17 protein-coding genes are annotated in these 24559 nt (G+C 58.5%); 15 read left to right on the top strand and 2 right to left on the bottom strand.

Annotation, left to right across the window (positions count from 1 at the left end; genetic code table 11):
- Positions 1-197: 197 nt before the first annotated feature.
- On the bottom strand, positions 198-2204 hold the full coding sequence (locus H0X91_RS06430) for a capsular polysaccharide biosynthesis protein (protein ID WP_196432911.1): 2007 nt from the start codon (positions 2202-2204) through the stop codon (positions 198-200).
- Between the two features lie 27 nt (positions 2205-2231).
- Positions 2232-3383: a glycosyltransferase family 4 protein gene (locus H0X91_RS06425; RefSeq protein WP_196432910.1), complete on the bottom strand. Its 1152-nt coding sequence runs from the start codon at positions 3381-3383 to the stop codon at positions 2232-2234.
- A 437-nt stretch (positions 3384-3820) separates the two neighbouring features.
- Between H0X91_RS06425 and H0X91_RS06420 the strand changes: the two genes are divergently transcribed.
- The 15 genes from H0X91_RS06420 to H0X91_RS06355 all read left to right on the top strand — a co-directional run bounded on the left by H0X91_RS06420 (position 3821) and on the right by H0X91_RS06355 (position 24557).
- Positions 3821-5005 (top strand): polysaccharide biosynthesis/export family protein, encoded by a 1185-nt coding sequence (locus tag H0X91_RS06420; RefSeq protein WP_027810711.1) that lies wholly within the window; start codon positions 3821-3823, stop codon positions 5003-5005.
- 2 nt (positions 5006-5007) lie between these two features.
- Positions 5008-6114 (top strand): hypothetical protein, encoded by a 1107-nt coding sequence (locus H0X91_RS06415; protein WP_074801152.1) that lies wholly within the window; start codon positions 5008-5010, stop codon positions 6112-6114.
- Positions 6104-6898 carry an ABC transporter permease gene (locus H0X91_RS06410; RefSeq protein ID WP_069232222.1) on the top strand — a complete coding sequence of 265 codons (795 nt, stop codon included), beginning with the start codon at positions 6104-6106 and terminating at the stop codon, positions 6896-6898. Before H0X91_RS06415 ends, H0X91_RS06410 begins: the two co-directional genes overlap by 11 nt.
- A gap of 13 nt (positions 6899-6911) precedes the next feature.
- A complete protein-coding gene (locus H0X91_RS06405) occupies positions 6912-7565 on the top strand; it encodes an ABC transporter ATP-binding protein (protein ID WP_027810728.1) in 654 nt (217 codons plus the stop codon).
- Positions 7566-7641: 76 nt separating this feature from the next.
- On the top strand, positions 7642-9483 hold the full coding sequence (locus H0X91_RS06400) for a methyltransferase domain-containing protein (RefSeq protein WP_196432909.1): 1842 nt from the start codon (positions 7642-7644) through the stop codon (positions 9481-9483).
- Positions 9480-12389: a rhamnan synthesis F family protein gene (locus H0X91_RS06395; RefSeq protein WP_196432908.1), complete on the top strand. Its 2910-nt coding sequence runs from the start codon at positions 9480-9482 to the stop codon at positions 12387-12389. Before H0X91_RS06400 ends, H0X91_RS06395 begins: the two co-directional genes overlap by 4 nt.
- 101 nt (positions 12390-12490) lie before the next feature.
- Entirely contained in the window at positions 12491-13549 is a 1059-nt protein-coding gene (gene rfbB / locus H0X91_RS06390) for a dTDP-glucose 4,6-dehydratase (protein ID WP_196432907.1), read from the top strand.
- A gap of 258 nt (positions 13550-13807) precedes the next feature.
- Positions 13808-14692 (top strand): glucose-1-phosphate thymidylyltransferase RfbA, encoded by an 885-nt coding sequence (rfbA, locus tag H0X91_RS06385; protein ID WP_196432906.1) that lies wholly within the window; start codon positions 13808-13810, stop codon positions 14690-14692.
- Positions 14689-14811 (top strand): hypothetical protein, encoded by a 123-nt coding sequence (locus tag H0X91_RS35225; protein WP_256333938.1) that lies wholly within the window; start codon positions 14689-14691, stop codon positions 14809-14811. The genes rfbA and H0X91_RS35225 overlap by 4 nt, the downstream gene beginning before the upstream one ends.
- Before the next feature lie 20 nt (positions 14812-14831).
- On the top strand, positions 14832-17096 hold the full coding sequence (locus tag H0X91_RS06380) for a glycosyltransferase family 2 protein (RefSeq protein WP_196432905.1): 2265 nt from the start codon (positions 14832-14834) through the stop codon (positions 17094-17096).
- Between the two features lie 182 nt (positions 17097-17278).
- Entirely contained in the window at positions 17279-19579 is a 2301-nt protein-coding gene (locus H0X91_RS06375) for a glycosyltransferase family 2 protein (protein ID WP_230877897.1), read from the top strand.
- A gap of 125 nt (positions 19580-19704) precedes the next feature.
- Positions 19705-20661 (top strand): phytanoyl-CoA dioxygenase family protein, encoded by a 957-nt coding sequence (locus H0X91_RS06370; protein ID WP_196432904.1) that lies wholly within the window; start codon positions 19705-19707, stop codon positions 20659-20661.
- A 380-nt stretch (positions 20662-21041) separates the two neighbouring features.
- Positions 21042-22247 (top strand): capsule biosynthesis protein, encoded by a 1206-nt coding sequence (locus H0X91_RS06365; RefSeq protein ID WP_196432903.1) that lies wholly within the window; start codon positions 21042-21044, stop codon positions 22245-22247.
- Positions 22240-23031 carry an SDR family NAD(P)-dependent oxidoreductase gene (locus tag H0X91_RS06360; RefSeq protein WP_196432902.1) on the top strand — a complete coding sequence of 264 codons (792 nt, stop codon included), beginning with the start codon at positions 22240-22242 and terminating at the stop codon, positions 23029-23031. Before H0X91_RS06365 ends, H0X91_RS06360 begins: the two co-directional genes overlap by 8 nt.
- Positions 23028-24557, top strand: a complete 1530-nt coding sequence (locus H0X91_RS06355) for an LTA synthase family protein (RefSeq protein WP_196432901.1) — start codon at positions 23028-23030, stop codon at positions 24555-24557. Before H0X91_RS06360 ends, H0X91_RS06355 begins: the two co-directional genes overlap by 4 nt.
- Positions 24558-24559: the final 2 nt, after the last annotated feature.

Here is a 24559-nt window from a genome sequence, read left to right as displayed (position 1 = left end):
TGCACCGGAATGGGAGGCGCTTTTATAACCTGACCTGGGAGGGGCGGGCAACCGGGCTGACATTGGTTGACGTAATGAAAAACGGGCAGGACGCTTGTGCGTGCTGCCCATGGTGCGCGCCGATTTCGTGAAAACGGCGTCTGAGGTGGCTCGAACAGGTTGTTCCGGACGATTCGGCGAACGAGTATCGATCGTCGTCAACGCGTCGCTCGATCGCGAAAATATTGCCGTCCTTGCCAACCGACATAACGCATCGCATTGCGAGTCCAGCGTATCGCCTTGACGAGCGGGCGCGCACGGTTGCCGCGAATTTTCTCGAGCGGTCGAGCTGCATTCGGCGCGAGTTGCCGGGCGATAGCCTCGGGCGTCGTGAACAGCGAGAGTTGCCAGTCCCAATAGATTGCGTAACGGAGCAGTACCCCCGCCGTCAGCATGTCGAGCGATAGCCGGCGCTCGCGCCACGGCTGTTCCAGCGCATCGTGCGTCAGTCCCCATCCGGCGTAAAAGGGCAGACCGTAGGTATGAACTTCCTTCCCGCGCAATAACGCATCGAAGCCGGCGAGCGATGAGAGCGTATGCAACTCGTCCGCCACGTCGATCAGAGAAATGAGATCCGCGTGCGTATCGACGACATCGGCGAGGTGCTCCGCGTCGACGAGCCCGGCACGATTGCCGGACAGTACGTCCGGATGCGGCTTGTAAATGATGAATGCGTCGGGCCGCCGCGCACGCACTTCCTGCAACAACGCTTCCGACGTGGCTATCGTGTCTGTTCCCAGTCGGATCGACGCATCGTCTGCAACCTGGCCGGCGACGAGCACGATGCGCTTGTCCTGCGGAACGTGCCACGTCGGTGCCTGACGGCCGAGATTGTATTTCGTCAGGCCAAGCTGGACGAGCTTCTGCCGCAATGCTGCCGCGCGTTGCAATTCCGGTTCGTCGAAGGTCGCCTGATTGAGAATGACGGTCAGGTCGCTGGGCCGACTCGCGTCGAAATACAGCCCGCGGCGATCGATTACCTGGCTGCACGGCGGCGACATGTCCGAACCGAGCCCCGTCGAATGGATGAAGCCGTCTTCGATCCGGACGTGTGCTGCGCCGTCCGGCAGGCCTTCTGCCGAACGTCCACCCCATATTGCCGCGTGTTCGTCGGGGTGCGTGTCGCGCGGATCCGCTATCCAGCGTAACGTGCCGCCTCCTGCTGACAGGTACGGAGTGGCGTATGGACGCTTCCACCACTGAAAGCGAATGCCGGCTACCCGGCCGAGGTTGCTGTAGCGGCCCGCGACGGCATGCTGCAGCTCGATGCAGTCGAGCGCGCTTTCGAGCGTGCCCGGGGTGCCGCGTGCCGGGTCGAGGTAATGCGCGAGTTGCAGGAACACGGCGTCGAATAACGCAAACACGGACGGGCGGGCGCGGCGCTCCGGCATCGCAGTGCGATCCTGCGTCAGTCCCCAGCCGGCGTAATACGGTGTGCCGAACACATGAACCGGGACGCCGGCCAGAAGTGCGGCCATTCCTTCGGATGCGCCCACGACATAGACGGCGTCGGCCTGTCGAAGGACGTCCCGCAGCGAATGTGCGACGTCGAGGACTCGGGCATTCTCGAGCAACTGCGTTTTGTTCGACAACCAATCGCCGGCGCCTGCATCGGCGGAGCGCAAGATCCACAGGTCGGCGTTCGTGAGACGCGCCGTATCCGCCATTGCCGCAAAATCCCGGCGGCGGTTCGGTGCCGACGTGCTGCTATCTGCATGCGATGTTTCGCGTTCGTCGATCAGTACGATGCGCTTGCCGCCGCAGGGTACGCGCCATGCATCGGGCAGTTCGGCCACGCGTTGCCGAACGTGCAGCGCGTCGCTGTCGAGAACGCGGCGCATCAGATTGCGGCATCGCGCGTCCGTGTCGCTGCACTGCGTGGCGTCGAGCGTGCGTTGGAGTGCTGCGACGAGCCCGCCACGTGCGACCAGATCCGGCGGGATGCGGAACCACGACAAAGGCGGCGCGTGCGTCGTCCGCCGGACGAGGACGGGGCCGGGGGAAACCGGGTAGACGGTACGTCCGAGCGATGCGAACGTCCGGGCAAGTGCGACCCCGCGCCACGAATCAATCCACACGAACGGCGACTTGCCGATCGGCCAGTGGCCCCTGCGCTTGCCTGGCACCATTGCGGTTGTGTCGAATGGCTGGATTTCGGGCGTCATCAAAGATTCATTCGGGACTTGAACCATTTACCTGAGCGATTCGAGAAAGCCGTCGATTCGTTCGAAGTGCTCCCCCCACGTCGGCGCTCGAAAGCGTTCGATCCGCGCGATCTGGTTTGCTCGTTCGACGCTGTCAGACCGGGCGTACGCGCGAATCCGGGCGAGCCATCCAGGCCCGTCGAGCGGGTCGAGATAGTCGGGAATGTCTGACGCGATCTCGTGAAAGACCGGCAAATCGCTGGCGAGCACCGGCACGCCCAGCATCAACGCCTCGACGAGTGGCATACCGTAGCCTTCGGCGAACGACGGGAACACGAGTGCTCGCGCATGCTGCAACCACGCATGCAGCTGATCGTCGCTGCAATCCGACTCTTCGATGACCGCGCCCTGAATCGTTGCGCAGCGCTCGAGCATGTCGACGACGTTCTCGCATTCCCAGCCGCGTCGGCCGATGACGACGAGCTTGGGGGCGGCGTCGCCCATCTGTTCGACCAGATGCCGCCAGACGTGCAGGATGAACCAGTGGTTCTTGCGCGGCTCGATCGTGCTGAGCATCACGAAATAAGGCGCCTCGATCGGCGGCGGGCTCGGAGGATGAGGTTCCACCGCGGGCGCGAGCGGAGCGACGACGACTGGCGGAAGCGGCAGCGACGCTTGCCTCGCTTCGTTCGCCAGTTCGTCGTAGGTCGCCTGTGAGTTGCTGATCAAGCCGCTCGCATGCCGTAGTGCGGTATGGATGCGGGTGCGATGCGACGCATCCACGCCTGGGCGACAGTATTCCGGGTGCGTCAACGGAATGAGGTCGTGGACCATGAAGACCGAGCGCGCGTTGCGTTGCGCCATCGCCCGATAGTAACGAGTGAACTCCATCCCGTTGTGACTGGTATGCAACAAAATTGCGCGATCGAATCGCTGCGAACGAAGCTGGTTCAGCAACGCGGAAGCAACAATTTTGCGTAGCGCCCATCGATCGCGACTCGACGACAGCAGCAGCGAGAACGCCTTCTGCGAGTCATTTTCCGTTAAAACTGTGGAAAAGCCGCGTTCGCTCAGCACCGCACGCGCACGGTCGCCATACCGACGGATGTAGGCCAGTCCGACTCGATCCACCCCGGTGGGGAGCAGGCCATCATAAAAGCGAGTGGCAAGACGAGTGACGTCTAGAAGTATTTTTGTCACGCGGGTGCAATGTGGTTGTGCGCGCGGAAATGAAAAAAATGTTTCTGTTTGCCGAAGCCTGACGGCTCATGCAACAATTCCGCCGGGTAATTCTATGGCATCTCGGATGGCGGGACAATTCACGCGCACATCTATTGACCGGTGCAAATGCCGAGCATGCCAAAACCAATTGAAGCTTGATGTCAGATTTACCGATCCGCTCGTTCTCGCGAGCGGCGGCAATGGACTGTTGAGGCCGTACCTGTTTGCACCAAATCGGCTCGCGCCTTAGCGGGCAAGATTTGGCTGCTTGTAAGCCAGGGCCGCTGGACGGCGAAAAACCGCAGGCACCTCGAGGGTGCCTATCGGCGATTCGGATGCTCCACGCCGGTGAATTCTCCGGTACATCTTACATTGTGCGGTAAAATCCGGCGGCCTTTGAATGACTGGATTGTTAAATGCAGAGTTTAAATCGCAGTGTTTGGTTGGCTGCTGCCATCGGCGGTGCCATTGGGTTGGCTGCCTGCGGGGCCATTCCCACGTCCGGGCCGAGTCGTTCCGAGATTAATGCCAGTGGCGCAGGCACAAATCAGGTCAGTTCGCAAGGCATCCAGGTCGTCGACGTGACCGACCAGATCGCGCGGCAACTCTACGCCGGCCGTAAAAGCACGGATTTCGCTGCAACGTTGGGCGATAACTCGGCGTTTCAGCAACAGCTAGGTGTAGGTGACGTCGTGGAGGTGTCGATCTGGGAAGCGCCGCCTGCGACCTTGTTCGGCGGCGGCACGAGTGACGCCCCGACGTCCAGCAGTCTGCCGACTGGCGCGCGGTTGACCAAGCTGCCGACGCAAGTGATCGACGGGAACGGCAACGTCCATGTGCCGTTCGTCGGCGCCATCAGGGCGTCGGGCCGTACACCGAGCCAGTTGCAGGCGTTTATCGCAGCGCGCCTCAAGAATATCGCGCACGACCCGCAGGTACTGGTACAACTGGCGCGTAACGAGACGTCGTACGTTACGGTGGTGGGAGACGTATCGAGCAGCACGCGCATGCAATTGAGCGCACGCGGCGAGCGCGTGCTCGACGCGCTTGCCGCGGCCGGTGGTGTGAAACAGCCGATCAACAAGATCATGATTCAGGTAACGCGCGGCGAAACGGTCGCGCTGGAGCCCCTGGAGACGGTGATACGTGATCCCCGCCAGAACGTCCCGCTCAAGGCGGGCGATGTCGTTACGGCATTGTTTCAGCCCTATAGCTTCACTGCGTTCGGTGCGACAGGCAAGAACGAGGAAATCAATTTCGAGGCGCAGGGCATAACGCTGGCGCAGGCGTTGGCGCGGGCAGGCGGCCTGCAGGATTCACGTTCGGACGCACAGGGCGTATTCATTTTCCGACTGGAAGATCAGCAGGCGCTCAAGTGGCCCAACCAACCGGTGCGAACGACGGCAAACGGCAAGGTCCCGGTCATCTATCACATCAACCTCAAAGATCCGGATTCGTTCTTCGTCGCGCAGAGCTTCATGATGGACAACAGGGACGTTCTTTACGTTTCCAATGCGCCGGTGGCAGAACTGCAGAAAGTGCTGAACCTCGTGTTCTCCGTAGCCTATCCGATCGTATCTGGTGTCCAGACGTTCAAGTGATTATGAAATTTTTGAAGCGAATTAATCGTTTGTTTTTGATAACGGTCGTTATTCCTACTGCTGCTTCGATTGTTTATTTTGGTCTTATTGCCAGTGATCAATATACATCGGTTAGTAGCTTTCTGATTCGCAGCCCGCAACAGTCTAATGCATCGGGGTTGGGAGGGTTGTTGAAAGGTGTCGGTGGATTTTCTCAATCGGACGGCGATGCCTACACGGTTCAGAAATACATTCTTTCTCGTGATGCTATGATGGTGCTGGATAAAGAGCAGCATATCAAGTCGGCGTTTCAGAGTGGATCGATTGACTTTGTTAATCGTTTCTCTATCTTCGGTCTGAATAACAGCCTGGAAGAGTTTTATCTTTACTACGGCAAGAATATCGTCGATGCCAAGGTCGAGGTCGATTCCTCGATCGTGACGTTGAATACCAACGCATACGATCCCCATCTCGCGTGGAGCATGAACAAGCGCCTGCTGGAACTGGGTGAGCGGATCGTCAATCAGATGAACACGCGCGCCCGGGCAGACCTGATCAATACGGCCCAGCACGATGTCGACGTGGCAAAGGAACGTGACCGGGTCGCCACGCTCGCATTGGCACATTATCGGAACAGCGCCGGCGTGATCGACCCCGAGCGCCAATCGACGATCCCGCTGCAGCAGGTTGGAAAACTTCAGGACGATTTGATCGCCACACGTGTTCAGATTGCCCAGATGGAACGGCTGTCGCCGAACAATCCGGGACTGCCGACCCTGCGCGATCGCGCGAAGCTGCTGCAGCAGGCGATCGATCAGGTGAGTCAGCGCGTGGCCGGCTCGCAAGGCGCTTCGCTGGCCAGCAAGGCCGCAGAATTCCAGCGCCTAACACTGGAGAAGGAAGTGGCCGACAAGATTCTGGCGGGCGCCATCACCTTGTTGGATCAGGCGCGCGTCGAGGCCGAACGCAAGCAGCTTTACCTCGAGCGCATTGCCGAACCCAGCCTGCCGGACTATGCGATGAGCCCGCGTCGCGGGCGCGCCATTCTTGCTACCTTCTTGCTCGGCCTTGTCTTGTGGGGCGTGTTGACCATCGTCATCGGTGGAGTGAAAGAGCACTATGACCGCTGATTATCGTCCGCCGACATTTTGGGAGCAGTCGCGCATCCAGATTCGCGTCATCTGGGCGCTGGTCATGCGCGAGATGATCACTCGTTTCGGTCGCGAAGGGCTTGGCGTATTGTGGATGATGGCCGAGCCGGCGATGTTCGTTGTCGGCGTGATGATTATTTTCAGTCATACGGAATCGAAGGCCAGGTATTCGGTTGCCGAATACCTGGCGGTCAGCTATCCGACCCTCTTGTTCTGGCGAAATACCGCCAGCCGGGTAATCAAGGCCATCGAATATAATCGTTCGCTGTTGCATCACAAGCCGATTCGGCCGATCGACATACTGTACTCGCGCATCATTCTCGAGTTTGCGGGCGCTACCGCCTCGTTCTTCCTGCTGTACACGGTACTGGTGGTGATCGGCATTTGCCAGCTTCCCGCTGATCCGCTCAGCATGATTCTGGGGTACTTCCTCGTCGTCTGGTTTTCGTTCAATTTCGTCATGACCATGGCGGCGCTGTCCGAGATGAGCGAGGCGGTGGAGCGCGTCTCACACGTCATCCTGTACCTGATGATCCCTTTTTCGGGTGTTTTCATTCCGACATACGTCCTGCCGCCGCGACTCGCGGAATTATTGACGTACTTCCCGCTGGTCGATGCGGTGGAGTATTTCCATTACGGATATTACGGAGATCGCATGCCGACGCTGTACTACCTCGGCTATACGGTCACCGTGTTGTTGTTCTTTACTCTCTTTGCTCTGTCGATTGCGCACATCGCCATCCGGCGCGTGCAATTGAACTGAGTCGAGGTCGGGCATGATTGAACTGCGCAATGTCACCAAACGGTATTCGATCCATCACGGGCGATCGCATCGCGAAGTGCTCAAAGGTGTGAACCTGCGTGTTCGGGCGGGCGAACGGTGGGGCATCCTCGGTCGCAACGGAGCGGGGAAATCTACGCTGATTCGCATTATCAGCGGGTCGGACAAGCCGCATTCCGGCGAGGTCATCAAGACGATGTCGGTATCGTGGCCGTTGGCATTCGGAGGAACGTTCCAGGGCAGCCTGACGGGCAAGGACAATGTGCGGCTGATCGCCCGCATATACAACGTCGATTACCGCAAGACCCTTGATCTGGTCGAGGATTTTGCCGAACTCGGTGCGTATCTTGACGAGCCGGTCAAGTCGTACTCTTCCGGGATGGCCTCGAGGTTGGCTTTTGCGATTTCGATGTCGATCGAATTCGATTGCTTTTTGATTGATGAGGGCATGTCGGTCGGCGATCACCGTTTTCACCAGAAATGCAATGTCGAGCTGTTCGAAAAACGGGGCGATCGCGCGATGATCATCGTTGCCCACCAGACGGATCTGATTCGCAATGTTTGCAGTCATGCCGCTGTTCTGGACAACGGTGTGCTCACGGCCTGCGAGACCGTCGAGAACGCAATTCAGATTTATGAGTCGCTTTGAAATAAAGCGAGAGTGAACTCTATGTATAAGGAAGCGGCGTATGCATGACACTGCATATAAGATTGGTGGTCTGGTCATGGATACCTATTTGCCATCGATTCCTTCGAAGATACTCGAGATCGGTGCGCAGAACATCAACGGCACATTGAGGGATCATTCTCCGCGCAATGCCGAGTATGTCGGGCTGGACTTTGTTGCGGGCGACGGGGTCGATATCGTCATTACCGGTCTCAATGATTGGGGCGTGCCGGACGATCACTTTGACCTGGTCATCGCATCGTCGGTCTTCGAACACGACAATGCCTTCTGGCGGACCTTTGTCCAGATGTGCCGGAAGGTGAAGCCGGGCGGCCATGTCTATGTCAGCGCGCCTTCCAATGGCTCGGTGCACCGCTATCCAAAAGATTATTGGCGCTTCTATCCGGATGCCGGGCTTGCACTCGAAGAGCTGGCGCGCGGCGAAGGCTTTGAATTGACGCTGGTGGAAAGCTTCGTTGCCGAGCGGGAAGCCGATTCATGGAACGATTTCTGTGCCGTTTTCCGGCGCGGGCCGTGCGACGCCGAGCTCAATCTGGATTTCGTTCACAACAAGGTGCGTTGTACCAATGCGCTCAACTGGCGGTCGTCGCTGATTGTCGATTCGATGGAAGCGACCGAGGACATGCGTCTTCTGCGTCAGGCACGTGACGATGCGGAGCAGGCTGCCGCGCAGCAGCGCTCTTTCGAGGCGCGTCTCGCGGAACTCGCCGATCAGAAAGCGGCGAGCGAAAAGCATTTGCACATCCAGATTGGCGGTTTGACGCAGTTTGTTCAGGAGCGCGACCAGCAACTCGAGACGCTGGGCGGTCAATTGCGGGCACTGACCGAGGCGCTTGAGAAGGAGCGGGCCGATTCCGCGGTGTCGCAGCGCTCTTTCGAGGCTCGGCTGACGGAACTCACGGCCGAGAAGGCGTCAAGCGAGGCGGATCTGCAGAAGCGAATCGATGAACTGACGACGCTTGTCCGGACGCGCGACCAGCATCTTTCGGATCAGGGCAATCAATTGCAGGCGCTGGCCGGGAAACTCGAACAGGAGCAGGCCGACTCTGCCGCCTTGCAGCGTGCTTTCGAGGCCCAGCATGCCGAGTTGGTGGCTCAGAAGACGGCGAGCGAAGCGCGTTTGCAGGAACGGATCGGCGATCTGGTACAGCTGATTCGCGAACACGACGAACATCTTGACGAACAGAGCAGGCAGTTGCGGGCGCTGACTGCCGAGCTTGTGACGGAGCGGACAGGGGCGACCGCGCGACAAAGATCGTTCGAGGCGGCGCTTGCTGAGCTTGCCGTGCAGAAAGCAGCGAGCGACGACCGTTTGCAGGAGCGGTTCCGTGAGATTGGCGGGCTGACGCGGCTTATCCAGGAGCGCGATCAACATATCGCGGAATTGCGCACGCAGTTGCAGACGGTGACGTCGGACCGCGCGAGGGAGCACGCGGACGCCATGGAGACGCAGCTTGCTCTGGAAGCGCGGCTTGCGGAACTTGCCGCGCAGAAGGCGACAAGCGAAGGACGCCTGCACGAGCGTTTTCGCGAGATCGGCGGCTTGACGCGACTCATTGTGGAGCGCGATCAGTACATTCAACAGCGCGATCAGCAAATTGCCGGCTTGAAAATGCAGATCGAATGGCTGTGCCGGGTTATTTCAGTATTGACGAAAGGTTTTTCGACCTCCAGCAAGGCCCGTGCGCTCGCCTGGCTGCCAGCGTATTTCAGCCATAAGAGACAGAAGGTCTCGCTGAAAGAGCAGGGCTTGTTCGATCCGGATGATTATGTCGCTACCTATCCCGACGTTCTGCAAGGCAGGGCGGACCCGCTGCGGCACTACATCAATCACGGCATCAACGAGGGGCGCATTATTAAAAAAGGGGTGCGACTGTGATCGACACTATCAATGAGAGAGAAGTAGCCGCTATTCGCGGATGGAAGCATTTTGATGCCGAGTGGTATTTGCGGGAGTATCCGGATGTTGCCTGGATCGGTCTAGAGCCGGCTTATCACTATCTGTGGATCGGTGCCCGGATCGGGCGCCGACCGTCGGCCAACTTTACCTATTTCACGGAAAATTATTCCGGAACAAGCGACCTCCTGAAAAGAATCGACGAAGGCGATTTTTCGGACCGGCCGGCGATCGGGCATGTGCGCGCGCAGCCGGCGGAATTCGTCGGCTCGGGAGGCATCGATGTGGCCGCGGTTCAAGGCATGTCCGTGGCCGTGCACGCGCATATGTACTATGCGGATCTGGCCGGAGAGTTCGCCGAATACCTGGGCCGGATACCGTGTTCGTTCGATCTCTATGCTTCCACGGCAAACGAGGCTGCCCGCGAGTCCGTCGAGAAGGTTTTTGCGACCATTCCGAATGTCGCGCGCGTCGATGTGCGTGTCGTGCCCAATATCGGTCGTGACATCGCTCCGTTCGTGGTCGAGTTCGGCAAGGATCTGGCGAAATATGACGTCATTTCGCACATCCAGACGAAAAAATCGTTGTACAACAACGGGAAGACAGACGGCTGGCGGGAGTATCTGCTGGGTTCGCTATTCGAGCAGCCGGAAAGAATCGCGCTGTTCTTGCGCGCGCTCAAGAGCGGTCGCTACGGCATGATTTATCCGCAGTGCTTCTACAATTTGCCCTACATGGCCAATACCTGGTTGGCCAATTCGGGTGTGGCGCGAGCGTGGGCGCCGCGCTTCGGAGTGGAGAAGCTCCCGGACGGGTATTTCGATTTTCCGGCGGGGTCGATGTTCTGGGCGTGTACGGAAGCGGTGCGGCCGTTGCTGGAAGCGGGGCTGGAATGGAGCAATTTCCCGCCGGAACAAGGGCAAACGGACGGAACGCTGGCTCACGGAATCGAGCGGATGCTGGGCGTCATTCCGACGTCCCGGAATTTCCAGCTCGGCGTCATTCGCGATACGCGGACACCGAGCTGGTCGCGTTGGCGGCTCAATCAGTACATTGACCGGCCGCTCGCGCATCTGCACGCCATGATCGAGAACGATGATGTGAAGGTCGTCGCGTTCGACATTTTCGATACCCTGCTGACCCGGCCATTTCTCGATGCCGACTACGTCAAGTGTCTGCTGGATGCCGAATACGCGCAGCAAGGGGTTGCCGGTTTCCGCGAGCTTCGTGTGCAGGCCGAAGGCCGAGCGCGAGAAGCCAAGGGGTGCGATGTCGACATCCACGATATCTACCAGCACCTCGCCGTGGTTCAGCGCGGGGAGCGGAAATCGCTGACGCCGGACCGGGAAATCGATCTCGAGATCAAGTCGGTCCGGCCAAGGCATGAAATGGTGGCGCTTCTGAAATTCGCCGCGCAAAAGGGCAAGAAGGTCATCCTGGCCAGCGACATGTTCCTGACGCGGACGGTCATCGAAGAAATGCTGCGGCGCTGTGGCGTCGACGGCTGGAACCACCTTTATTTGTCATCCGAAGTCGGCGTGCGCAAGGATAGCGGCAAGCTGTACGAGCATATTCTGGCGGAAGAAAAAATTGCGCCGCAGCAGATGGTGATGATCGGTGACAACGAGCGATCGGATTTCCAGATTCCCGCGGACATGGGTATTCGGGCAACGCACGTCGTCAAGCCGAGCAACATGATGCGTGCGATGCCGCTACTCGCCGATCTGATCCCGAATGCGGAAACGGCGCCGGCGGCCGACCAGTTCCTGTTCGGCACGCTTGCATCGGAAAATTTTGGACCGGTCAGCTATCCCGATTTCTCGGCCGACGACATGTTCGGCTCCAGCGCCCGGTCGGTCGGCTACAGCCTGCTCGGGCCAATCGTGGTCGCGTTTTCGGAATGGCTGCGTGAGCAGGTACGGGACAACGACCTCGATCGCCTGTATTTCCTGGCGCGCGAGGGCAAGTTCCTCAAAGAGGTCTTCGATTGCTGGCAGGCCGGTCAAGAACAAGCGGTTCGCAGCGAATATCTGCTGATCTCTCGTCGGGCCGTCACGGTGCCCTGCATTCGCACGGTTGAGGACATCTTCGACATCGCCGCGGCAAACAACTTCTATGGCGCGTCCATGGCGATGTTCCTGGACGAGCGGTTCGGCACCGTGCTGGACGATCGGCAGTGGGCCGAATGCGAACGGGCGAAGGTGTGGTCGCGGCACGAGCCGCTGACGATCATGGATCATGATATCGATCATATTCGTCCCTTCCTGCACTTCATCACGCCGCATATCCTCAAGCAGGCCGGGCTGGAGCGGGAAAACGCGCTGGCTTATCTGCGCGGCAAGGGGCTTGATGCAGATGATCGCGGCGCCGTGGTCGATGTCGGTTATGGTGCGACCATCCAGCGGCATCTGGTCAAGCTGTTCGATCAGAAGGTGCACGGGCTGTATCTGATGACCGATACCAAGGGGCAGTCGCTGGAGGCCAGTGCCGGCGTTCGGGCGGCGGGATGTTTCGCGGAAGGCGTCGAACGTGCACCGACCGCGCCGCTCATGTTCCTGAACAGCTTCCTGCTGGAAAAGATGCTCAGTGCGGATGACGAGCAGGTGATCCGCTATGCGTCTTCCGATTCCGTCGAGTTCCGTGAATCGGGCGACTACATCGATCAGGGGCGTGCATGCCGGCACGAGTTGCAGCAGGGGGCCATGGATTTCGTCAAGGAAGCCGTCCGTTTCCGCGACGAGATGTCGGGGTCGCTGCAAATCAGCAAGGCGCGTTGCGAGGAACTGTTTTCGAGGTTCGTTGCGAGATTGTCCAGCAACGAAAAGCGAATCTTTTCGTCGCTTGCGCTCGATGACTTCTACTGCGGAAGAGGCATCGTGGCCGAGTGAGTGCGATACGTGATTGCGATGAAGGTATGGTTCGATGTCGACGAATGCCTCGCAATTACGCGCGGAACATCAATTTCTTGAAGCGAGTAAAGGTAGCGAGTATGTTGCTTATCACGGGGGGCGCTGGGTTCATCGGCGGAAACTTTGTTCTCGATTGGCTTGCCGGTTCGGATGAACCCGTCGTCAATCTCGACAAGTTGACTTATGCGGGGAACCTGGACACCCTGAAATCGCTGAAAGGCGATTCGCGGCATCATTTTGCCCGGGGCGACATCGGTGATCGTCAGCTTGTTTCACGGCTGCTTGCCGAGCATCGGCCACGTGCGGTGATCAATTTTGCTGCCGAGTCGCATGTCGACCGATCGATCCACGGCCCGGGCGATTTCATTCAGACGAACGTCGTCGGAACCTTCAATCTTCTCGAAGCCGTGCGTGCCTACTGGTCCGACCTCGCGGCGGACGAGCGTCAGGGGTTTCGCTTCCTGCATGTCTCGACCGACGAAGTGTTCGGCACGCTCGGTGCGGATGATCCGCCGTTCACCGAAACCAACACCTATGAGCCCAACAGCCCGTATTCGGCGAGCAAGGCGGCATCGGATCATCTGGTACGCGCCTGGCACCATACGTACGGGTTGCCGGTGGTGACCACGAATTGCTCGAACAACTACGGCCCCTATCATTTTCCCGAGAAGCTGATTCCGCTGATCATTCTGAATGCGCTGGCCGGCAAGCCGCTTCCGATCTACGGCGATGGCCAGCAGATTCGCGACTGGCTCTACGTCAAGGATCACTGCTCGGCGATCCGCGCAGTCCTGGCGAATGGTGCGCTCGGCGAAACCTACAACGTTGGCGGCTGGAACGAGAAGCCGAACATCGAAGTGGTGCGCACGATCTGCGCGATCCTTGACGAACTGCAGCCGCGCAATGACGACAAGTCGTATGCGGAGCAGATCAGTTTTGTCCAGGACCGGCCCGGTCATGACCGCCGTTACGCCATCGATGCCCGCAAGCTCGAGCGCGAACTCGGCTGGAAGCCCGCGGAAACCTTCGACACGGGTATCCGGAAGACGGTCGAGTGGTACCTGACGAATCAGGCCTGGGTGAAAAACGTCACGAGTGGCCAGTATCGTACGTGGATCGACCGCCACTACGGGGAATAGTCACTCGATAAGCCGCAGCATTCGGCGAGACGAACGGGTGCGAGCATGCGCGTCGCATCGTGGCGCTTGCGGAAGTGCGTGGCGTCGATCCGACGTTGCACACTTCCGATATCGCACCGATTGCGGTACACGAGTTTCGGCCTTTTGCAAAGCGCCCCATGGACGCCTGTCCCGATGTCGGGATATCGGTCACTGATCGGCGCATAGGCTGGTGACGTATTCGAGCAACTGCACGACTGAAACGGAACAAGAACGAGCATGAAGCGTAAAGGCATTATTCTTGCCGGCGGGTCGGGTACCCGTCTTTATCCGGCGACACAGGCAGTCAGCAAGCAATTGCTGCCGATCTACGACAAACCGATGATCTATTACCCGTTGAGCACGCTGATGCAGGCGGGGATCCAGGATATCCTGATCATTTCGACGTCCCAGGACACGCCACGATTCGAGCAGTTGCTGGGAGATGGATCGCAGTGGGGAATCCGTCTGCAGTACAAGGTGCAGCCCAGTCCGGACGGGCTTGCACAGGCGTTCTTGTTGGGCGAGTCGTTTATCGGCGGCGATCCTTCGGCGCTGATTCTGGGTGACAACATCTTTTATGGCCACGATCTCGGTGGACTGTTGAAGAGCGCGGTCGGCAAGACCGCCGGCGCTCAGGTCTTCGCCTACCACGTCCAGGATCCGGAACGATACGGTGTTGTCGAGTTCGATTCGGCGGGCAAGGCGATCAGTATCGAGGAAAAGCCCGAAGTGCCGAAGTCGCACTACGCGGTGACCGGACTCTATTTTTACGATGGGCAGGTGGTGGAGTTTGCGAAATCGCTGAAGCCATCTCGGCGCGGGGAGTTGGAGATCACCGATCTCAACGCGTTGTATCTGAAGGATGGTTTGCTCAACGTGCAGACGATGGGACGCGGCTTTGCGTGGCTGGATACCGGCACGCACGACTCGATGCTCGAGGCCTCGCAGTTCATCGCAACAATGGAGCACCGACAGGGGCTGAAGATCGCGTGCGTCGAAGAGATTGCCTATCGGTTCGGCTATATCGACGATGAGCAGCTGGAACGTCTCGCGCAACCGCTCAGCAAAAACGGTTATGGCCGTTACCTGCAAAGCATTCTGAAGGAAGGAAAGGGCCGGTGAACGCAATTGCGACCGCCATTCCGGACGTGAAGATTTTCGAGCCGAAGGTATCGGGCGACGCATTGTTATCCGGCACGGATGCCGTGGCGCCTGCTTTCGAGGATACCGAATACTTTTGAGCCGCTTCCCGCGCAAGCCCATGTTTGACTTCAACGCCCTGCGCCTGACGTGGGGGATGCCGTTCCTGGTCGATTTATCCTGCGCCGAAATGCATGTGTCGGAGGATCGGCCCGCAACCCGAGTGTATCTGGTTGACGTCCGGTTGCTGCCGGGTTGGTACATGATCGAGCTGCGCACGAGCGGTCATGCGGCGCAGGTACGGGCGTGGATAAGGCTGCCCGGCGGGCTCTCGGCGGCAACGCTTGCGATGACGCTCGGTGCGCGGCAAGTGAGCAAGCGGCTCGTGCATCTCCCGACACGGGGAAAGATCGAAATCGAGATTGATTTCGACGATCCGGTTGCCGACCGCATCGAGGCGTTTCGCCTCGCTCGCGTCACGTCGCGATTTGCGCATTTGCGCATCATGACCAAGCTCGAAGCGCTGCATCCGAGATACAAGCCGTGCGGCGATGACTACGACCTGGTGGATAGCCGGCGCGAGCGCGGCGATCTGGCGCGAGCGTGGCGCGACTACTGCTGCCTGTTCGAAGAATCGGAACAACTGGTGGGGTACCAGGACTGGATTCGTCACTTCGACACGCCGAGCCTCGACACGTACAAGGTCATGCTGGACAGTCTGCATCGCTTCACCGTCAGCCCGGTGTTTGCAATCGGCATGGAGGTGTCCGATGCGCCGTCACCACACTGGGAAACGGCGATTCGTTCAGTGGCAGCGCAGATCTATCCGAACTGGCAACTTCTGATCGTCGATCGACGCCCCGGCTCCGAACGCACCGATCTGATTCCACGGGACCTGCGTGCCGATGCGCGCATCCGTGTGATTTCGGATCGCGCCTTGGCAGACGAACATTCGACGCTCGACCGTGCGCTTGCCGAAAGCGCCGACTGGGTCGTGTTCTTCGGACAGGACGACGTACTTCCGCGACATGGCCTCTACGTCGTGGCCGATGCAATCGATCGCCGCCCCGATGTCGATCTGCTCTATTCGGACGAAGACTACATCGACGTCAATGGCGTTCGGCACAGTCCGCGGTTCAAGAGCGACTGGGATGAGAATCTGATGCTCTCGTCGGATCTGTTTTCCGGCCTTGGCATTTACCGAGCCGACGTGTTCGCGTCGTCCGGCGGGCGGGATCATCGCCACGGAGCAGCGTCACGTTACGACATGACGCTGCGGTGTCTCGCGCATACCAGCCGGGATCGGATCCTTCACATTCCGCGTGTTCTTTACCACAACCGTGCCGAACCCGAATCTATTCAGGACCCGGTTGCCCGCTCCGACGCGCGTGATGCAAGGAGACTCGCGGTCGTCCGTCACCTGTCGCGTGCGGGTATTCAAGCAACGGTCTCGTCGACGGCGTACGGTCATCATGTACGGTATCCCGTACCCAAACAGGCACCGCTCGTCACGATCGTGATTCCTACCCGGAACGGGTTTTCGCTGCTTAGCCGTTGCGTCGATTCGATTATCACTAAGACGCGCTATCGTGCATTCGAAATCGTCATCGTCGACAACGGATCGGACGACCCGGACACGCTCGATTACATGGCGCGGCTTGCAGTCGATCATCGGGTACGCATCCTGCGGGATGATCGTCCGTTCAATTATTCGGCCCTCAACAACCGCGCGGTCGAAATCGCGAGAGGCGAGTTTGTCGCGCTCGTCAATAACGATGTCGAGATCATCGATGGCGGCTGGCTCGACGAAGTGATGGGGCACGCGCTGCGGCCGGAGGTCGGTATCGTCGGTGTCAAGCTGCTCTATACAAACGGAAGTGTTCAGCATGCGGGCGTCATCGTCGGGCTCAGCGGCTGCGCGGATCACCTGCATCGTGGGTTGGGACGCGACGAGCCGGGATATCAGGCACGTGCGGTGACGACGCAGTCCTTGTCCGCGGTCACCGGTGCATGCCTTGTCGTTCGGCGGTCGTTGTATCGACAACTGGGTGGCTTGAACGAGACGGACCTCGCAGTTGCATTCAACGACGTCGATTTTTGCCTGCGCGTTCGTCAAGCGGGCTATACGGTGCTCTGGACGCCGCACGCTGTGCTGTATCACCACGAATCCGCAACGCGGGGACAGGACGATACCGCCGAGAAGATGGCCCGTGCCGCTCGGGAGATCGACTACATGCGGCGGCGATGGCGTGACATGATCGCGAATGATCCGGCTTATAGCCCGAATCTCTCGCTCGATCGATTCGATTGTCAGTTGGCGTGGCCGCCCCGTGTTGTATCGCTCCGGCGTCTCGCGCTCCGTGCGCCCGTGTCAACGGCGGAGTGAGTGCCGATCCTTCGGTATAGCTTTGTCAAGGCTTGCTCCGTGCAGACTTGACGCGCGTCACCGTACTCGCTCGAGCGGTGCGCAACGCGATCGCGAGACTGTCTGTACGCTCTCCCGCTTGCGACGTTTCGGGCGGAGGGGCCGGCTTTTTTTGCCGGTAGCGTCATCCATTTTCGATCAATATGAAAGATTTTCTCCTGTCGATAGTTCGTCGCACCGTTCGATTCAAGGTCAATCCGGTCCGGGATCTGGTCGGGTCCGGTGCGACATCTTGCGACTGGATGTCAACAGGCGAGCGTCCGGCCTTCGACCTGGAACCTGAGAGCGGGGGCGATGTCGTTCCGAAGGGCTGGGTGTTTATCGAATCCCGCATGATCCGGCGGGGTGCCCATCTAGTGGCCCGGCTCCACGTGGATACTGGAGCGGGCTTTTCCGATGTGGAGTCCTTTGTCATTCCCGCGACCCGACTCGGAGATGTCAAACATATCGTTAGGATTCCGCCCGAGGCGCGCCGTTTGCGTTTGTCACCCATGCATGGTGAAGGCAGCGTCCGGATGGAGTTTTTCCGAATCACACAAATAACACGTGTGGAGAAAATTGTCAGAATGGCCGAGTGGGTAATCGGCGATTTGATAAAATTCAGAAAAACCAATCAGGCGAGAAAATATAATCTTACCTGGAATCGGTTGCTGACGGATTTGAGCGGTGCATACGCGGATTGCGCAAAATTGCGATTCCATTCCGCCCCGATGGATTACGAAACCTATGTAAGAAAGTTTGACACCCTGCATCAATCCGACATCGCCGCGATCAAGCAACACATCGCTTCTTTCGCGAAGATGCCACTGATTTCGGTTCTGATGCCCGTGTGTCGAATATCGATCGATGGCTTGAAACCTACGATCGAATCTGTTCTCGGTCAGGTTTATGAAAATTGGGAATTATGCGTGGTTGTCGATGAGATGCATGACCCGGAAGTGATTTCGTATTTGAAATTCATCTCGGAAAAAGATGGTCGTATAAAGCTTGCTTTCCAGGACGCGGGCGGACAGGTATCGATTGCGGCGAATGACGCCCTCGAAATGGCGACGGGGGAGTTCGCCGTGATTATCGGCCGAAATGATGTTGTTTCGCTTCATGCACTTTATTTCGTTGCTTTGAAGGCGAACGAAACTGATGATCTGAATATAATATATTCAGACAAGGATGAAATCGATTGGAGAGGGATTCGAAGCAATGAATGCTTCAAGAGTTCGTGGAATCCTGACTTGTTCTTGTCCTATGACCTGATTTCGCATCTGGCTGCATATAGAACATCCGTCCTGCACAAGATCGGTGGATTTCGGGTCGAATTCGAGGGTGCACAGGACTACGATCTCGCACTCCGCTGCGTGAAAGTGAGTGCGGCGTCGCAGATTTGTCATATCCCCCGCGTGCTCTATCACGCCCGGCGAGGAAATGGACCCGGCTGCGCCGCTCCAGATTCGGATGATAGCGTCGGCCAAGCCGGACAGAGGTCGCTTTCGGATTACTTCAAGGATCAGCCTGGAGTGAGCGTTTCTCATGGGCATCTGGCCGGAACCTATCGAGTGCAATATCCGCTGCCCACCCCCGCGCCACGCGTCACCGTCATCATACCGACTCGGGATGGTGGCCCCTTATTGAAGAAATGCATCCACAGCCTGCTTCATGGAACCTCCTATGAACACCTGGAGGTCATCGTCGTCGATAATCAAAGCGAAAGCCACGAGACGGTCGATTATCTGCAATCCTTGTCGGCGCAAGGCAGCGTGACGGTGTTGAAGTATGATTTTCCTTTCAATTACTCGTCAATAAACAATTTCGCTGTTAAATATACAACAGGTGACGTTCTGTGTTTTTTGAATGACGATGTGGAGGCAAGTGAGCCGAATTGGCTGAAAGAGATGGTTTCGCACGCGTGGCGTCCGGAGATCGGTGCCGTAGGTGCGAAGCTGCTCTATGCGGACGGATTCATCCAGCATGCAGGTGTGGTGATCGGAATTGGCGGTTTCGCCGGCCATGCGCACAAGCTGTACCCCTCGACGCACCCGGGCTATGCCGGACGAGCGATGCTGACGCAAAATTTCTCGGCAGTCACGGGAGCGTGCCTGGTCATGCGTCGTGATGTGTTTCAAGCCGTCGGCGGATTCGATGAGGAAAACCTTCCGGTGGCATTTAATGATGTCGATCTGTGCCTTCGTGTGAGGGAGGCGGGCTATCGGATATTGTGGACGCCTTACGCAGTCTTGTACCACTACGAATCCTATAGCAGGGGTGACGATCAGATGTCTCACGAGAAGCGTGTCAGATTTAATGGAGAGAAGAGTTTCATGCTTTCCAGGTGGCGCACCGATCAATTAAATGACCCATACTATAATGAAAATTTGACCCTCGATCGAGAGGATTTTACTATTGCGAATTTTCCGAGGATATATGATCCTTGGCGAGTTCGGGCGGAGTGAGTCTGTTGTCGTGTTTTGGAAATTTTCCCGGGGCGAGCGAGATTTCATGAAAGATGGAATATTCGCCGTTATCTGATCTCTCTGGCGTGTCCCGGAGAGAGTAACGTGGTGCAGAAGGAATATTCATGGATGTAAAAAAGCGGCTGCTTCCCGGCATTCCATTAATCGAGTCTCCACTGTTCGATGCTGAGGTCGCGCAGGCGGAGTTGACGCCCGGCGAGCACGAGATTGCGGTTGCGTTGAATCGCAATGGCTATGCGGTGATCGATTTTCCCGATATTGAACTCGATGCACGGATCGCACGTATTCGCGAACGCCTGACCGCACAGTTTGTGGAAACGGGATTGAGCAGCGATGGCGTGGTCCACGGTGCCGGTCGTATCCAGGACGCGTGGATAAAGGACCCGGACGTCAAGGCGATTGCCACCAATCGTCAAATGCTGGATTTGCTCGAACGCTTGTATGGTCGTGCGGCATTTCCATTCCAGACGCTCAATTTCCGGGTCGGCACGCAGCAGCCGTTGCACACCGATGCGGTGCATTTCTCGTCGATCCCGCAGCGCTTCATGTGTGGGGTATGGGTCGCTCTCGAAGACATCTCGCCCGAATCGGGGCCGCTTCAGCTGGTCCCCGGATCGCACAACTGGCCGATGATCGACAATGCAACGGCCGGTCGACGCGGCTTTGGGGTATCCAGCGAATCGGCGCAATTACCGTATCAGGAAATCTGGGATGCCATGGTGACGGCAAAGGGTGCCAGCATCAAGACATTCGAAGCCCGCAAGGGGCAAGCGCTGATCTGGTGTGCCAATCTGCTGCACGGCGGGAGTCCGCAACTCGATCCGGCAATGTCTCGCTGGTCGCAGGTGACGCATTATTTTTTCGATGATTGCGTCTACTATACGCCCGCGTTTTCCGATGAATACCTGGGCCGTCTGCAACTTCGCAATCTGGTCAACATCGTCGACGGCACGCCCAAACCCAATTCCTATCTGGGTGAGGCGGTCACTCAGTCGCCGGCGGGCGCGCCGCGCAAGTCGCGAACCCTGACGGGACGACTGCGCAGTTGGATACAGGGTTGATGTGTGCCGAACGCGGAAGGCCGGGCGACGCATTTGCAATGCGTCGGGCGACGGGGCGGCGACGGAGCGGGTGGCATGCCGGCGTGGAAGGTCAATCGGCACGGATGCCAGCCTGTTGTCGAACAGGTCCGTCCGCAAATATGTGACGCTCGTGCGAAATCCGATTCAGTGGGAAGCATATGTCGTTTTTTTGACGATCACGCATATTTCTCATTTGGATTGCAATGAGGTATCCTCCCTACCTTCGGCGTTCATTGTCGCCTCATTCTGCCATTGAGGCTGACACGAGAGATTACGGGGATGGCGTACATTACATGTGCCTTTCCAGATCATTGCGCTGGTGCTTAGCGTCTCTTCGGTCCTCCATTCAATATACTTAGATGCCGCGCTCGTTTCTCGTGCTGCAAGGCACTGCCTCGCTTTTTTTCTATCAACTCGCGCGCGCGCTCCGGGACAAAGGGTATGCCGTCCATCGAGTAAATTTTTGCGGTGGCGATTTATTGTATGGCGGGGCAGGGGCCGTTTTGAATTATAGCGGCGGGGTTGAGAATTTGCCGCAATGGTACGACGATGTCGTACGGCGGGAAGGAATCACCGATGTCGTGATGTTCGGCGACTGTCGCGACATACATCGCGAGATGCTGGCAGTCTCGGCGGAGCATGGCCTGCGTGTCCACGTATTCGAGGAAGGTTACGTCCGCCCGCACTGGATCACGCTTGAGCGCCACGGCGTCAACGGACGCTCGTTGTTGCCGCGCGAGTCCGCATGGTACCTACAGCAACGCAGCGTGACGCCGCCCGCCAAGCAGTGGCAACCCACGGGCTACAACCTGTACGAGCGCGCCTTTCACGACATCACGTATCGCTTTGCGAACACGATATGTTGGCCCAGGTTTCCGAAGTATCGCAGTCACCGACCGAAGAACGGCTTTTTTGAATATTCAGGGCTCGCCGTCCGGATGCTCCTGCAGCGCAAGCATCGACGCGAAGCGGAGGCGGTCACGCGCGAATTGCTCGATAGCGGCCGGACGTACTACCTGTTTCCGCTGCAATTGAATTCCGATGCACAAATCGTCGTGCATTCGTCTTTCGATGGAATTCGCGCTGCGATCCGCCACGTCGTGGAATCATTCGCGCGGCATGCACCGCAAGATGCGTTGCTGGTCATCAAAAATCACCCCCTGGATACGGGGCTGATCGAGTATCGTAATTTTTCGCTTAAAATTGCGCGTGCCGCAGGGATGGAGAATCGGATTCGTTTCATCGATGCCGGCCATCTTCCGACGTTGCTCGAGCACGCACGCGGGGTCGTGGTTATCAACAGCACGGTTGGCCTGTCTGCGCTGCATCACCAGCGGCCGCTGGTTGCGCTCGGCTCCGCTATCTACAATTTCGGCGGCCTGACCTGGCAGGGAGCGCTCGACGACTTTTGGCTTGGAGGCGTGCCGCCGGATATGGATCTCTATCACGCCTTCCTCGACTACGTGATGCATCACACACAGATCAACGGCGATTTCTACACCCGGACAGGCATCACGATGGCCATTGCCGGCGCGGTTGCCCGCCTAGAGCGTGCGGATGACTAAGGCGCTGGTTCGGCACGTCGTTGTCACCGGCGCAAGCGCAGGCATCGGCCGCGCTTTGGCGCTCGCATATGCGCAACCCGACACGGTGCTCGGCATCGTTGGCCGGAATGAACCGCAGCTCGAAGCGACAGCGGCGGCATGCAGGGCGCGCGGTGCAAAAGTGATCGTCGGCATCGTCGACGTACGAGAGCCGGAGCCGATTCGCGCATGGCTGCATCGTTTCGACGATCAGCATCCGATCGACCTGCTCATCGCCAACGCTGGTGTCGCGAGCACGCTGTCCTCCGCATCCGACTGGGAGGACCTCGACCGTATCGCTACCGTTGTCGATACGAATTTCTACGGCGCGATGCACACGGTTCTCCCGGCTGTGGAGCGCATGCGTACCCGCAAGCATGGCCGCATTGCTGCGGTCAGTTCCCTCGCCGCGCTTCGAGGTATGGCCATCTCGCCCGCGTACTGCGCGAGCAAATCGGCGATCAAGGCCTACGCCGATTCTGTCCGCCCACTGCTGAAACGCGACGGGATCGGTGTCTCGGTCATTCTTCCCGGCTTCGTCAAGACGTCGATGAGCGACGTTTTTCCTGGCGACAAGCCGTTCATGTGGAGTGCCGATCAGGCAGCCGCATACATTCGCAGGAAGCTCGATGCCGGGCGCGCGGAAATCGCATTTCCGGGCCTGCTCGCGTTCGGCATGCGTATCCTCACCGTCCTGCCCATCACATTGGCCGATGCGATTCTCGACAAGCTTTCGTATCTGCCCGGCAAGGAAGACGTAAATTGACGGGCGCGATCTGGCTCGCGTTTGCCGTTGCGGCTGGCGTGTCTTTTCTGCCGGACCTGATCGCGGTTCCGCGTGCTTCGTTGCGGCGCGGTGCGGGCGCGTTGCTCGTGCACGTGCTTGCCGTCGTGTTCCTTGCGTCACTGATGTTGCTTGTTACCGCGCGTCCGATCTTCTCGTCGTCCGTCGCAGTGGCTTTGGTCGGGCTTGTCGCAGTCGTCAGCAACGCCAAATATGAGTCCTTGCGCGAACCGTTCGTTTTTACCGATCTCAGCCTCTTCAGTCAGTTGTTCTCGCACCCGCGGCTCTATCTGCCGTTCCTGAGCGCCGGTAAGGTCGCGGCGATCGGCGCCGGAATCGTATTGGTCGTCGCCGGCTATCTTGCCGAGGCGCCCGTCACGCCGCGTCCGGTGTTGGCGCTGGCGGCCGTTGTTGCCTTCACATTCTTACTGGCGCGATACATTGCAGGTCGCCTGCCGTTGGCGCTCGACGCCGAGGAAGATCAGCGGCGTCACGGGTTTTTCGCGGTTTTCATTGCATACTTGCTGAACGGCATGCGTCCCGCGACGTTCAAGGCGTTCCGGCGCGTGGTCGAGACGGGGCCGTTCGTTGCCGGTACGTCGGTGCAACGCCCCGACGTCGTCGTGATCCAGAGCGAATCGCTGTTCGACGTACGACGCATTTCATCGGCAATTGCGCCAGCCTTGCTTTCCCATTTCGATCGCGCGAGACGCGAAGCAGTCTGCTACGGCGAGCTTTCGGTACCGGCATGGGGCGCAAACACGATGCGCACGGAATTCTCGGTGCTGACCGGCCTGCCGTTTGAGCGCCTCGGCTACGCGCGTTTTTATCCGTATGCGTTCGTGCGCCGCGCGTGCGCGTCGATCGCAAGCTGGTTTGGCCGCGGCGGTTACGAAACGTTGGCGCTGCATCCGTATTACGCCGATTTCTTTGGTCGCAATCGTGTCTTTCCGTTGCTCGGATTCAACACATTTCTCGATATCGAATACTTTGCCGACGCGCCGCGTGCCGGCCCGTATATTTCCGATGCCGCAGTGCTGGACGCAGTGATCGCCGCACTGGAAAACGAGCGCGCGAACCCGCGCTTCATCTTCGCGATGACAATGGAGAACCACGGCCCACTGCACCTTGAGCAGGTATTACCGGGAGAATCGTCTTCGAGGCATACTCTTGGCGAAGATGCCTGCTGGCGCGACCTGACTGCCTATCTGCGGCACATTGAAAATGCAGACGCAATGATCGGGCGCTTGCTCGATTATTTGCGCACCCGTGATCGTGAAACAGTCGTTTGCTTTTACGGCGACCACGTCCCCGCATTGCCTCATGTTTTCCAGAAGCTGGGCGTTACCCCGCAACGCAGCGACTACTTCATTTGGCGAAATTACGGCACAGACACTCCCGAATGCCGGAATCTGGAGGCCGAAGAGCTTGGGTCGGTACTTTTGCATGTGGTACAAGATGACGGACATCGCGCGGAACAACCGCACGCATCCGAGAAAGCGACATAAAA

The sequence above is a fragment of the Burkholderia sp. 9777_1386 genome, assembly GCF_015712265.1.
GTDB classification, from domain to species: Bacteria; Pseudomonadota; Gammaproteobacteria; order Burkholderiales; family Burkholderiaceae; genus Burkholderia; species Burkholderia cenocepacia.
This window is presented reverse-complemented; position numbering and strand designations above follow the sequence as displayed.